Origin of the sequence: Komagataeibacter diospyri, assembly GCF_006538165.1 — a bacterium.
GTDB classification, from domain to species: domain Bacteria; phylum Pseudomonadota; class Alphaproteobacteria; order Acetobacterales; family Acetobacteraceae; genus Komagataeibacter; species Komagataeibacter diospyri.
Window position 1 is genome coordinate 44,817 of the sequence record NZ_BDLU01000033.1, and the last position, 12,390, is coordinate 57,206.

The window sequence follows — 12,390 nt, forward strand, 5'->3', positions numbered from 1 at the left end:
GACGACCGGTCCAATAGGTGTGAAAATGCAGAATTTCGAATTCTACAACCCCACTCGGGTCCTGTTTGGCAAAGGCATGATTGCACGCCTTGATGAACAGCTGTCACCTGAAGCCCGCGTGCTCGTTCTGTATGGTGGCTCCAGCGCGGAACGCAGCGGCACGCTGAATGAGGTGCGAGCGGCACTGGGCAAGCGGACCTTCCGTGAGTTTGGCGGCATTGAAGCCAACCCGACTTACGAAACCCTGATGAAAGCCGTGGCCATGGTGCGGGCGGAAAAGCTCGACTTCCTTCTGGCCGTGGGTGGCGGGTCGGTTATGGACGGTACCAAATTCGTTGCTGCCGCCGTGCCGTATGAAGGCGAGCCATGGGACATTCTGGTCAGCAAGGGAGAAGCGGCGAAGAAGGCACTGCCGCTGGGCACCGTTGTCACCCTGCCTGCGACCGGGTCCGAAATGAACTGCCTGAGCGTGATTTCACGTCAGTCCACGGGTGACAAGCTGCTGTTTTCCAACCCACTGGTCTATCCGCGCTTTTCCGTGCTCGACCCCATGCGCACCATGAGCCTGCCCATGAAGCAGGTCATCAACGGTGTCGTGGACTCCTTCGTGCATGTGATGGAGCAGTACATGACCTATCCGGTCGACGGCATGGCGCAGGACCGCTTTTCCGAAGGACTGCTGTCCAGCCTGGTGGAAATCGGGCCGCGTATCGTCGCCACACCGGAAGATTATGACCTGCGCTCCAACCTCATGTGGGTTGCGACCCTGGCACTGAATGGCCTGATCGGCGCGGGCGTGCCGCATGACTGGACCACGCACATGATTGGTCATGAAATCACGGCGAAATACCACATCGACCATGCCCGCACGCTGGCCATGGTGTTCCCCGCCCTGCTGAAGGTGCGCCGCACCGAAAAGCGCGCCAAGCTTCTGCAATATGCCGCACGGGTCTGGAACCTGACCGAAGGCAGCGAAGATGCGCGGATCGACGCGGTTATCCGCAAGACCGAGGAATTCTTTGAAAACCTTGGCGTGCCGACCCGCCTGTCGGCTTACGACATCGGGGCTGATGGCATTAACGACCTGGTGCAGCAGCTTGAAGATCACGGCATGACCCATCTGGGTGAAAACGGTGATGTCACGCTGGATGTCAGCCGCCAGATCCTCGAATCCGCTGCCTGATTTCCACTGAAATACCACCGGGATACGGGCACACATCGTATCCCGGGCATAACTGGCTATATTAAGGGACAGATATCCAAAATGGCTTACGCATCAACCAATCCCTATACCAACGAAGTTGTTGCAACCTTCGCTGATGCGACGGACGCGGAAGTACAGACGGCCCTGAGCGAAGCGCACGCTGCATTTGAAAGCTGGCGCGACACATCCTTTGCCGATCGGGCAAAAGTCATGAACGCGGCTGCCGCCATCCTGCGCCGTGACATTGATAAATATGCCCGTCTTGGCACGCTGGAAATGGGCAAGCTGTTTGATGAGTCAAAGAAGGAAGTCATTCTTTCTGCCGAGATCTTCGAATACTACGCAAACCATGCCGAAGAACTGCTGAAGCCGGAAATACTGCCGGTTGCCAACGCTGCGGAAGGCAGACCCGTCCTGGTTCACGAACCGCTGGGCATCGTGCTGGCGATCGAGCCGTGGAACTTCCCCTTCTATCAGGTCGTGCGCATTATCGCGCCGCAGCTTTCAGCCGGTAATGCCGTGCTGCTCAAGCACGCATCCAACCTGCCGCAGTGTGCCGCAGCTTTTGATACACTGATGGCGGAAGCTGGCCTGCCCAAGGGGCTGTTCCGCAACCTGTATGCGGCGCGCCCCCACACTGCCATGATCCTGAACGACCCGCGCGTATGTGGTGTTGCCCTGACGGGTTCGGAAGGGGCTGGCACCGTTATTGCCGGCATTGCGGGCAAGGCGCTGAAAAAGGCGACCATGGAACTGGGGGGCGCGGACGCCTTTATCGTTCTGGATGACGCCGATGTGGAAAAAGCAGCCCGCTGGGCGGTTATCGGCCGCCACTGGAATGCCGGTCAGGTCTGTGTTTCGGCCAAGCGCCTGATCGTGGCAGATAGCGTTTATGACCAGTTCCTTGCCCTGTACAAGGAAGGTGTTGCGGCCCTGAAGGCGGGCGACCCGATGGACCCGGCCACCACGCTTGCTCCCCTGTCGTCACAGGCAGCGGCAGACGACCTGCGCGATCAGGTCACGCGGGCGATGGATCTGGGCGCGAAGGTCGAGATCATCGGGGCGCCGGTGCCGGAACAGGGCGCATTTTTCCAGCCGCTGCTCATGTCGGGGCTTGATGAAAAGAATGCAGCCCGTCACTGGGAATTCTTTGGTCCCGTTACCCAGATATACCGCGCAAAGGATGAAGCGGACGCCATCCGTATCGCCAATGACTCCCCTTACGGGCTGGGTGGTTCCGTATTTACGAAGGACGAAGCACGCGGTGCACGGGTGGCACGCGCCATCCGCACGGGCATGGTGTTCATCAACCATCCGCTGTCACCCAAGGCCGACCTGCCGTTCGGTGGCATCAAGAACTCGGGCTATGGCCGTGAACTGATCGGCCTTGGCATCAAGGAGTTCATTAACCACAAGCTGATCAACGTGGTGGATATCGACGCGCCGTTCTGAACCAGACAGTTGTGGATAATGACGGGATGACGTCCCGTTATGGACCGCAATAATAAATCCCCCTTGTGACATCTGTCACAAGGGGGATTTATTAACTATTATTCCAGCCCCCATTACCTGAAAAAATAATAAAAGTTTTTTGGATACCATCTTTTTTCAAAAAGGCGGCATTCCCCGAATATTAAAAAAAACTGCACCAAAAACTTTTACGATTTACAGGCGGCCCCTTAATGGGCATCGGGTAACACGCAGGCAAAGCTGGCTGCATCATCCATGTTGCCATGACCATCATACCGCGCAACTTTCGGCCATGCGCATAGTGGCCGGGTACGCACGACCTGCCCATTGTCCACGCGTGCCGCAATGACCTGTTCTGGCGCCTGTCTGTGGCTGACCCAGTCATCAATCGCCCCCAGCTTGCTGAATGTGTCACACGCAGTCCCACCATAACAGTGCCCCATGCCCGGAATGGTAATCAGGCGCACCGCATCCGCGCCTGCGGGTCCGGCATTGCGCTGGACGGACTGGTAATATCCAGCCAGCTGTTCAGGGTTATGTCCGTCGTTCCAGCCAATATACATGAGCAGCCTGCCGCCATGACGGAAGAAAGGCGTCAGGTTGTCATCCACATGCAGCAGTGGACCGACCCTGCGCGCGGCTTCCTGTATGTCCGTATCCCATTTCAGCGTTGTCCAGTCCCAGTCCGGGTTCTGGAAAGCCGCATATCTGAACAGGTCGAGAGCTACGGGGAATGCTTTGCCGTCGGCTGAAAAACCGTCCTCGCTCCCTTTCGCCGCGCCGGGGAAGATGACCTGGTGCGTCTGCGGGTCAAGCGGCCCCTGATAGATGTTATTGGCGGCCTGTACCTCATTCGCGGTCAGGCATTTTGCTGTATTCTTCCCCTTGCACTGCAACTGTTCAGGCGTGAAGGTGCATTTGTCCGGCTCCTCCAGAAACCCCTGTTTCTTGCCTACGGGTGATGCGCAGGCATTCATGACTGCCGCGTTCAGCAGGTGAAATTTGTCATGCGATACGCGCAGGGCCGGATTATGGTAACTCATCCACCCGGCCCATAGCTGTTCGGCATTGAAGTTCACGATCGGATTGGGCGGTGCACCGGCCACGATCCCGTCATAGTCCTCGGGATAGCGTTTGGCCTCGATCAGCCCCTCAAGCCCCCCCAGTGAGCAGCCAATCCAGTAGGCATGCACTGCCTTCCGGCCATAGAAATTCCGGATCAGCGCCTTTGCCATCACCGTCATCAGGTGGTCGGCACGATAGGCGTAATCAATCATCTTTTCCGGATGACCCAGCGTAAAACGTCCCCCCTGCCCTTCGGGGGTGGAACTGTCATGCCCGGTATCGGTACTGGCCACGGCATAGCCCTCGGCTATCCCCGTCGCCATGCCGTAATACATGAGCGAACCGGCCCAGCCGAAATTGCCAACCCCCAGCAGCTTGCCATTCCAGCCTTTGAGCGGCAGCCAGACTTCCGTACGGATATGGGAATCCGGAGACGGGTGCAGTGTAATGGCCACGCGGCAGAAAGCGGGATTGGGAGCCTGTGTCGGATGACCGGCCACGTTCATGCCGGGTGCTGACATGATGCGGGTCAACTGGTCCTGCGGTGGCTGCCAGCGTCCGTCGGGTACCGTCTCCACCGTGGTGAAGGTCGCATCCGGCAGGGCACGGCGGGCAAGATCGGCGCAGCCTGTAGCATGGGCATCCGCCGTATCCAGCATCGCAAACGGTACTGCAAGGGTTGTCCCTGCCACCAGCAGGAAAAACAGGCGCGACAGGCCGCATGAAGATTTCGAAAGTGGCGCAGGACGGGACATGACAGTTTCCTGACGGGTCATTGCAACATAATCGGGGTCAGTACCGGAACACCCCCATGGACAGGGCGCCGACATGACGACAGGCGGCATTCTGGACAGGAAATACGCAAAAGGGAAAGACCTTGATCCCATGACTGGGGGCGGGCAGTGTTCGCATACACGATGACAATTCCGCGCAATGGCAAAAGTTAGGGGACTGATGCAAAAGATTTCCTTGGTGGCGGGTGGACTGTTTCTGGCCATACTACCCGTCATGGCCCGCACGGTTCCGGCCCGGGCGGCAACGGTTTCAGCCAGCACGGAAGAAGATACGGCCGCCCGCCAGACACAGGCGGTCGTCACCGCAGCGCAGTCCTTTCTCGGGCTATTCGATGCAGCCAGCCGTGCGAAATTACAGTTTCCCTTTGTTACACAAAAATCAGGCACACTTGCCCGTTTCCGACGCAGCGCCCCCGACCAGCCCGTCCAGCCGGTAACGGACGTGCAGGTCAGCGCACCCACGGCACGCGGGCCGGGCATGGGACCACCCGGCGGTTTCACAGGCGAACGTTATGGCACATCGGTGTGGTCCAACTTTCCGGTCAGTGACGTGCTACGACCAGGACTGCGGATGGGTCAGTTGACACCTGCCCAGCGTACCGCCGCACTACACCTGTTGCAGACAGTGTTAAGCCCGAAAGGCTACCAGAAGGTAATGGACATAATGGGAGGCGATCAGGCGCTGGCAGATGCCGGCACGCCGTTCGCGTCCGGCAGAGCCGTCTACACCATCGCGATTTTTGGTGAACCGGGCATGACCAGCCCATGGATGGTGCAGTTTGGCGGCCACCATCTGGGACTTAACATTGTTATTGACGGCATGCATGGCGTCATGACGCCGACCCTGACGGGGGCACAACCTGCAATCTATCAGGCGGATGGAAAGAGCGTACGCGTTCTGGCAGGTGAAAATGACCGGGCCTTTGCCCTGCTGGATGCCTTTGACGCAAAACAGCGCAAACAGGCCATCCTTTCATATAAGGTGGAGGATCTGGTGCAGGGACCGGGACATGAAGGTGAAACCCTCATTCCCGAAGGAATAAAAGGCTCTGCGCTGACCACGACACAGAAAGACCTGCTGATGGGGGTAATCGGAGAATGGGCAGGTATCATAAACGATGCCTATGCCGTCCCGCGCCTGAAGGAAATCAGGGACGATCTGGACAATACATGGTTTGCATGGAGCGGCCCCACCACGCATGCGCCCGGCCGCAACGGATCATCCTATTACCGTATTCAGGGACCGCGACTGCTGATCGAGTTTTCACCGCAGGGTGTGGGCGACGACCCGACCATGCATGTGCATACCGTCTATCGTGACCCCACCAACGACTATGGCACCCGGTATACCATGCCATGAATTACGCCATGACCATGTTGCTGGCAGCAGCGGGGCTTGCAACAACCTGCAGTCCGGCAGGTGCGCACCGTCTGGATGAATACCTGCAGGCCACGGTCATTGATATCACGCGGCAGGACATTGCCGTGACCCTGCGGCTTACGCCCGGCGCGGATGTGGCATACGGTGTCATTCACCAGATTGACAGCAATGGCGATGGCATCCTGTCACCACAGGAACAGCAGGCTTACGGTGCATGGATCAGGCAGGGATTATCATTTTCCATTAACGGTAACCCGGTTTCCCTCACCACCGGTGGGGCTGCGTTTCCATCTGTCACGACCCTACGGACGGGAAGTGGCGTTATCAGCCTGTACTTTCATATAACGACCAGCCTGACACCGGGATCATATCGGCTGGTCTATACCAATCATGGTAGTGACCCGGATATGGTCTATCTGGTCAACGGATTGCTGCCCCATGACCGGGCCATTCATATCCAGCGACAGCAGCGTTCAGTCAATCAGTCCACTTACGAACTGGATTTCACGGTGGAACCGTAATCTGCAGCCCATGCACCCGGAAACTGTTCCGAAAAGCCTGCCTTTGAAACATCCTTAAAAAATAAAGATTTTTTTGGGCGAAGCTTTTTCACAAACATTCAGAAGGTACCATTCAAAAAATGGCGCTACTAAAAAATTTCATATATCAATAAATGACTTTCGACAAAATCAGGCTTCAAAACGACATGGTCTTGTAATTTTCTTGCGTTATTATCCGATTACAGGAGAAATAGTTCATGTCCATTCGCGTCGGTGTCGCTGGCTGGTCAATCCCCTCCGCACTTGCCAGCCAATTTCCCACGGTCGGCACGCATCTGGAGCGCTATGGCGCGCGTTTCCCCGCGGTCGAGATCAACAGCAGTTTCTATCGGCCGCACCAACGCACGACCTACGCGCGTTGGGCCGCAAGCGTGCCGCCCGCGTTCCGCTTTTCCGTCAAACTGCCCAAAACAATCACGCATGAACGCCGTCTGATCGACTGCCATGCGCTTATTGAACGCTTTGCCGAAGAAACCGGTGGTCTGGGTGACAAACGCGGTCCCATACTGGTCCAGCTTCCCCCAAGCTTTACCTATCCCGGCGAAAGCGCCGAACATTTCTTCCATGACCTGAAAACTACAATCACTGGCCCCATCGTTGTGGAACCAAGGCATGCCAGCTGGTTCATGCCAGAAATCAGTCATATGTTGGAAAGGCTGCAGATAGCGCGGGTTGCGGCAGATCCGGCCAAGCCATTCCTTGCGGCACAGCCCGGAGGCTGGAACGGCCTGGCCTATTTTCGGCTGCATGGTTCCCCCCGCGTTTATGAATCAGCGTATGCAAGGGAAACCATTGAAGCCCAAGCAAAAACCGTCACGTCGCTTGCCATGCGCGGCATTGATGTCTGGACGATTTATGACAATACCACCTATGGCGCCGCCACCCAGAACGCGTTTGAGCTTATGGAAATCATTGAGAATATGACTGGCTGTCTTTGAAAGACCACGAAAATTAAAATATTCCTTTAAAGTTCCAGGAAACGCACCTAAAAAAGGCAGCACCCACAAACTTATTTATACTTTATAAGCAGGATTTTTAATAAATAATTTACTTCCTCTGGTCACTACCAGAAATGACACATATTCCCATCATGTCGTTGGCAGCACGCCCTTCGCTCACCTGATTGCGCCATTATTTGCAGGCCGCATATCTGGCTGACCGGGCAATGCCGTCAGGGGATAATGAATTTCTCCATCATCCCCTCCACAACACAAATGAAGTCGCGGTCCGGATTTCAGTTTTGAGACTGTTCCAGCTTCGCCATAAGCGTGGATGGTACACTACAGGCATCCGGCATGAGTCCCTGCAACGTCTGACAGACGCGCAGGACAGTCACGTCATCCATGGATTTCCCGCCAACCTGCATGCCAATCGGCAACCCCGTCGCGGAAAAACCGATCGGCAGCGATGCCGCTGGCTGTCCGGTCAGGTTATTCAGGAATGCAAACCCACCCCATTCCAGCCAGTCCGGCCATGAGGAATCCGGCACGGTCTTTCCTGCCTCAAACGGAAGGATGGAGACGGCGGGCGACAGGACAATGTCAAAATTCTGGAACATGACACCCGCTTCCTGCCGGTAACGTACCCGTGCAGCATGCGCATCCGCAATAACCTGCGCATCAAGGTCACGTCCTTTCTGCGCCTCGGCCCAGAACTCCTGATCTACCAGATCGATCCTGTCTGCGGGAATGGTCTTCAGGGCCTGCCAGGCACGGGACTGCCACAGCACGCGATAATCCGGACGCCAGTCCGCAAATGCCGGGACGGGACAGATTACCGCCCCGGCCTGTTCCGCAATAGCAACCGCGGCATGAAACGCCGCGCGTACTTCCGGATCAACAGGCAGGCAACCGAAATCATCCGTCACACCAATGCGCAGACCAGACAGGGGCAGTGGCCCTGCCGTGAATGCATCGGGTGCCGCGCGCGGGAAACTGTACGGATCGCGGGCATCATAACCTTCAATAACTGACAGCATCAGTGCGGCATCCGCCACCGAACGGGTCAGCGGCCCATAATGGGAAAAGTCGGAATAGTGAATGCTCATGGGCCACTGGGGCACCCGCCCATAAGTGGCCTTGAACCCGAACACACCGCTGAAACTTGCTGGCACACGGATGGAACCACCGCCATCACTTCCCAGTGCCAGCGGCCCGCATCCAGTCGCCATCGAGGCACCCGCCCCGCCACTGCTGCCTCCGGGCGAAACCCTCGGGTCATGCGGATTGCGCGTGATCCCCGTCAGCGGTGTGTCCGTCACCGCCTTCCATCCCCCTTCGCAGGTCGTGGTACAAGCCCAGATCAATGCGCCGGACGCACGGATACGGGCACAGGCCGGGGCATCTTCGGTTGCCGGTGCCTGTCCTATGGACAACCGCGATCCACGCCCCAGCACCCAGCCCTTCACCATGGCCGTATCCTTGATGGATACCGGTACCCCCTCCAGTGGCCGCACCGGCAGGCCGCCGCGCCATGCCCGTTCGGATACGCGCGCGGCGGCAAGTGCCGCATCGTCATCAATATGTACGAAGGGATTGAGAACCGGCTGTAACGCATGCGCACGTTCAAGCACTGCCCGCATGACGTCTACAGGCGAGACCTCACCACTGGCATAGGCGCCAAGCAGGCTTGCAGCGTCAAGATCACACAGATCGGTCACGTCGGCAGTGATTCGGGCTGCAGCCATCATTTCATGTCCCATGCGGTTCATCGAATATTTTCTTTAGCGTCATGAAGATCGATTCGATACCGTCTCGATTCACAATCACGGAAAAAGGCGAATGACTACAGCAGAAATTGCGACACCCCCGCGCGCTGAACAGCCGAATGGCAATACCTCCTGTTCTCAGGACGAAGAATTCTGATCGAGACCAGATGGTGGCAAGCGGCCACCATCTACCCTTTCTGCGCAGGGGAAATATACAGGTCAGTTCCACTATATGAGGACTGCAAATCCTGGTAATTACTTCTGGAGCATTTAATATGAAAGTTTTCCAAAGGAACAGCAGCATGGTGCGGACAGGGCGTCCCCGTGAGTTTGACCGCGACAAGGCAATTGACGCCGCCACATCTCTTTTCTGGGCGCAGGGCTATGAACCGCCCCCTGACCCATATCAAGACCTGCTGGGCAATATCTCGCCTTCAAACCTCCATGCCGCGTTCGGCTCCAAGGAAGCCTGTTCCGGGAAGTCTTACAGCGATACCTGGTAATCTATGGGCAGCTCATGGCGCCTTTACGGGACGCAAGCCTGCCACCGCGCGATGCCATGGAACTTATGTTGCGCGGTTCAACGCACATGCAGGCTGCCCACACACATCTGGGCAGATGCCTGATCATGTCAGGCGCCAGTAATTGCTCGCCTGAAAACGGCTCCCGCCCGGACCCTCCTCGTGGCAGCACGGCATGGCGCAGTGCGCCGGATGGCTGGCCCGATATGACAGTCGGGACGCTACCGTGCATGAGCGACTGGGCGCGGGTTGGGCACAACACCACCATACGCGCGCCTTTCTACTGTGATTACGGCTATAATATCTTCTGGGGGACAATGTGTTCCTGAACTTTAGGCTGCGTCGTGCGGGACGTGGTACCGGTCAGGATCAACGGCGGCGTCATTATCCTGCCCGGTTTCACGATCGGGGATAATACAATTATCGGTGCCGGCAGTGTGGTCACGCACGATGTCACCTCCTGTGCAAAGGTGGCGGACAATCCGGCATGGCCTTTGCGTAGCTGATTATTGCGCCAATAGAATACTCAGCCCCTGTTGCGCCATGCCAGAAGGCATAAGACCTGCATGCAGACCGTCCCCAGCGGCAGCCACACAAATCCTGCCGTAATCCACGCGGACAGTTCCGGTGGCTGCGTGGCTCCATTCTCAACATAATGGCCCTGTGACAGGAACTGCGCCAGAATGAAGCCGGTCAGGCCCATCGCCAGTTTCGTGACCCATGTATTGATCGAATACGCCAGACCTGCAGATCCGGTCGATGTCCGTGAATCACCATCATCCACGGCCTGTGCCAGCAGGGTGTAATACAATGGGGACATCACCCCCTGCCCCAGTGCCAGAAGACTTACGGACAGGAAAAAACCAGTCATGGACATCCCTGCCATAGCCATGGACAGATAGGCTACCCCCTGCGCAATCAGGCATACGATCCCGCTGCGGACAGTCCCCAGATGTCTGGCAAGCGGAAGACAAACGGGCACGCCCGCAAAGAGCAGCACAGTAATAAAAGTAATGATATTGGCACCCAGCTGCTCCGTGCCACCAAGAACGATGCGGGCGTAATACAGGGCAAACCCGAAAAGGGCTGCCTGCCCCATGAAATAGAAGAATGCGAGCAGGTTGCTCAACACCCACTGCCGGTTGCCACAAAGATACCGCAGCGTGACCATCAGATCCTGCCGCACGGGTGCTGGCGGATGCCGCACGGTGCAGCCTCGCGCCACGCACAGCCATAAAAAACTGCCAAGAACCGATAGACCCAGAACATAGACCGCCATGCCATACCGGTGCTGCACGGCACTCTCGCCCCCGCCCAGCCAAGTAATGGCAGGAATGGTCAGCAGCGCCACAAACAGCGACCCGGCCTGGCAGCCCATCATACGGAATGCATTCAGGCCAACACGCTGCGTTGCGGAACGGCTGATCATGACCGCCAGCGCGCCATAAGGGGTATTGATGCAGGAATAGATCGCACCGAACACGATATAGGTCAGTCCCGCCCACAGAACCTTTCCCGTAGGCGAAAGCGGCAGGGCCAGAAAGCACAGGAATCCCGTTATGCCGAAGGGAATGGCAAGCACCCGGATCAGGCGCGGCACGATCAGGCCGCCCACACGGTCAACGATATAGCCGATGGCCGGGTCACAGAAAGCATCAACAACACGGGCCACCAGCAATATCCAAGATACGGCGACCAGCGGCAGGCCATAAATATCCGTGTAGTAATACATCAGATAGGATGACGTCATGCCCCACATCATGTTGGAGGCGACATCACCACAGCCATAGGCCATCTTTTCCTTCAGGGGCAGTATCTGAATACTTTTCATTATTCCATTGTCCCTGACATGTCCGGTTCAGACGGACGTTATCATGCGGTGCCAGAACGACAAGCCACGCCATACATGATTCATTGCAAATCCAGTCGGATCCGGATGCCTGGCTGGTCAAAGGGACGCGTGGCGCCGGTGGGTGATGCAGCGTTTGCCCACTTCTGTTCGATCAGGACTGGACACCAGGCGGGCTCTGGCTGGTGCCTATGTGCTGGCAGACGACCTGACGATACATGACGCGTTTGCCTGCCTATGGGCATCTCGCGCGACCGTAACCTTGCCGAAATCGTGCGGAATGGAACGGTTGGCATGTTCGATGACACCAAACAGGCGGTGCAGGGCGCCCTGCGCCTGCCGGACTATACGCCTGTTTTTGCTGACGGACGAACAGATGGAGCATCTGCGGCCGTTCTTTCCCAAGAGCCATGGCCGCTCTCGGGTTGATGACCGCCGAATGCTGAGCGGGATCATTCTCGTGAACCGAAATAGTCTGCGCTGGCGTGATGCGCCCCCGGAATACGGCCCATACAAGACGCACTACGGCGTGTCGTCAGTTAAGCCCTGAGTGTGGTAGGTGAGGGTTGTACTTTGTGTCTGAGTATGCTGACTGTTTTCCCGTTTTTTGGGGGAGACAGACAGATGCGGCGCTATAGTTTACGCGATGACCAGTGGGAGCGGATAAAGGATTTTCTTCCCGGTCGAGAAGGCTATGTCGGCGGCACTGCGGCGGACAACCGTCTGTTCGTGGAGGCGGTGCTGTATCGCTATCGCGCGGGTATTCCATGGCGCGACCTTCCTGCCCGTTTCGGGGACTGGAAAAACGTGCACCGGCGTCTGCGCCGCTGGTGTGAAAG

The 12,390-nt window shown here is 57.3% G+C and carries 11 protein-coding genes and 2 pseudogenes; 10 read left to right on the forward strand and 3 right to left on the reverse strand.

The window, feature by feature from the left end:
* Positions 1–25 precede the first annotated feature (25 nt).
* Both MSKU9_RS08195 and MSKU9_RS08200 read left to right on the forward strand, forming a co-directional pair.
* Positions 26–1,183, forward strand: coding sequence for an iron-containing alcohol dehydrogenase (locus MSKU9_RS08195; RefSeq protein WP_141260832.1), 1,158 nt, complete (start codon positions 26–28; stop codon positions 1,181–1,183).
* An 81-nt stretch (positions 1,184–1,264) separates the two neighbouring features.
* Positions 1,265–2,656 carry an NAD-dependent succinate-semialdehyde dehydrogenase gene (locus MSKU9_RS08200; protein WP_141260802.1) on the forward strand — a complete coding sequence of 464 codons (1,392 nt, stop codon included), beginning with the start codon at positions 1,265–1,267 and terminating at the stop codon, positions 2,654–2,656.
* 227 nt (positions 2,657–2,883) lie between these two features.
* Here MSKU9_RS08200 and MSKU9_RS08205 read toward each other — a convergent pair whose 3' ends face one another.
* Positions 2,884–4,515: a tannase/feruloyl esterase family alpha/beta hydrolase gene (locus MSKU9_RS08205; RefSeq protein ID WP_141260803.1), complete on the reverse strand. Its 1,632-nt coding sequence runs from the start codon at positions 4,513–4,515 to the stop codon at positions 2,884–2,886.
* Positions 4,516–4,693: 178 nt separating this feature from the next.
* Here MSKU9_RS08205 and MSKU9_RS08210 point away from each other — a divergent pair, with 178 nt between their 5' ends.
* From MSKU9_RS08210 to MSKU9_RS08220, 3 genes are all read left to right on the forward strand, one after another.
* On the forward strand, positions 4,694–5,893 hold the full coding sequence (locus MSKU9_RS08210; protein ID WP_141260805.1) for a DUF3500 domain-containing protein: 1,200 nt from the start codon (positions 4,694–4,696) through the stop codon (positions 5,891–5,893).
* Positions 5,890–6,435, forward strand: a complete 546-nt coding sequence (locus MSKU9_RS08215) for a hypothetical protein (protein WP_141260807.1) — start codon at positions 5,890–5,892, stop codon at positions 6,433–6,435. Before MSKU9_RS08210 ends, MSKU9_RS08215 begins: the two co-directional genes overlap by 4 nt.
* A 236-nt stretch (positions 6,436–6,671) precedes the next feature.
* Positions 6,672–7,412, forward strand: a complete 741-nt coding sequence (locus MSKU9_RS08220) for a DUF72 domain-containing protein (protein WP_141260809.1) — start codon at positions 6,672–6,674, stop codon at positions 7,410–7,412.
* Positions 7,413–7,708: 296 nt separating this feature from the next.
* Here MSKU9_RS08220 and MSKU9_RS08225 read toward each other — a convergent pair whose 3' ends face one another.
* Positions 7,709–9,160 carry an amidase family protein gene (locus MSKU9_RS08225; RefSeq protein WP_227002414.1) on the reverse strand — a complete coding sequence of 484 codons (1,452 nt, stop codon included), beginning with the start codon at positions 9,158–9,160 and terminating at the stop codon, positions 7,709–7,711.
* Positions 9,161–9,483: 323 nt separating this feature from the next.
* On the opposite strand from MSKU9_RS08225, the pseudogene MSKU9_RS18550 reads away from it, so the two are divergent.
* Together MSKU9_RS18550 and MSKU9_RS08235 are read left to right on the forward strand one after the other, a co-directional pair.
* Positions 9,484–9,842 (forward strand): annotated as a pseudogene (locus tag MSKU9_RS18550) (TetR/AcrR family transcriptional regulator); the annotation flags it as partial.
* Positions 9,843–10,055: 213 nt separating this feature from the next.
* A complete protein-coding gene (locus tag MSKU9_RS08235) occupies positions 10,056–10,208 on the forward strand; it encodes an LbetaH domain-containing protein (protein WP_305067310.1) in 153 nt (50 codons plus the stop codon).
* A 20-nt stretch (positions 10,209–10,228) separates the two neighbouring features.
* On the opposite strand, the gene MSKU9_RS08240 is transcribed toward MSKU9_RS08235, so the two are convergent.
* Positions 10,229–11,533, reverse strand: a complete 1,305-nt coding sequence (locus MSKU9_RS08240) for an MFS transporter (protein ID WP_141260812.1) — start codon at positions 11,531–11,533, stop codon at positions 10,229–10,231.
* A gap of 312 nt (positions 11,534–11,845) precedes the next feature.
* Between MSKU9_RS08240 and MSKU9_RS18770 the strand changes: the two genes are divergently transcribed.
* From MSKU9_RS18770 to MSKU9_RS08250, 3 genes and pseudogenes are all read left to right on the forward strand, one after another.
* A complete protein-coding gene (locus MSKU9_RS18770; RefSeq protein WP_264371843.1) occupies positions 11,846–11,980 on the forward strand; it encodes a hypothetical protein in 135 nt (44 codons plus the stop codon).
* Positions 11,928–12,077: pseudogene (locus MSKU9_RS08245) on the forward strand (transposase); the annotation flags it as partial. The gene MSKU9_RS18770 and the pseudogene MSKU9_RS08245, both read left to right, overlap by 53 nt.
* A 98-nt stretch (positions 12,078–12,175) precedes the next feature.
* A partial coding sequence (locus tag MSKU9_RS08250) for a transposase (RefSeq protein ID WP_141260337.1) occupies positions 12,176–12,390 on the forward strand: 215 nt, incomplete at its 3' end.

Bases quoted from the DNA above. Each gene is read 5' to 3' on its own strand.
- MSKU9_RS08195 (WP_141260832.1), top strand. From the start codon at position 26: ATGCAGAATTTCGAATTCTACAACCCCACTCGGGTCCTGTTTGGCAAA.
- MSKU9_RS08200 (WP_141260802.1), top strand. From the start codon at position 1,265: ATGGCTTACGCATCAACCAATCCCTATACCAACGAAGTTGTTGCAACC.
- MSKU9_RS08205 (WP_141260803.1), bottom strand. From the start codon at position 4,515: ATGACCCGTCAGGAAACTGTCATGTCCCGTCCTGCGCCACTTTCGAAA.
- MSKU9_RS08210 (WP_141260805.1), top strand. From the start codon at position 4,694: ATGCAAAAGATTTCCTTGGTGGCGGGTGGACTGTTTCTGGCCATACTA.
- MSKU9_RS08215 (WP_141260807.1), top strand. From the start codon at position 5,890: ATGAATTACGCCATGACCATGTTGCTGGCAGCAGCGGGGCTTGCAACA.
- MSKU9_RS08220 (WP_141260809.1), top strand. From the start codon at position 6,672: ATGTCCATTCGCGTCGGTGTCGCTGGCTGGTCAATCCCCTCCGCACTT.
- MSKU9_RS08225 (WP_227002414.1), bottom strand. From the start codon at position 9,160: ATGGCTGCAGCCCGAATCACTGCCGACGTGACCGATCTGTGTGATCTT.
- MSKU9_RS08240 (WP_141260812.1), bottom strand. From the start codon at position 11,533: ATGAAAAGTATTCAGATACTGCCCCTGAAGGAAAAGATGGCCTATGGC.
- MSKU9_RS18770 (WP_264371843.1), top strand. From the start codon at position 11,846: ATGTTCGATGACACCAAACAGGCGGTGCAGGGCGCCCTGCGCCTGCCG.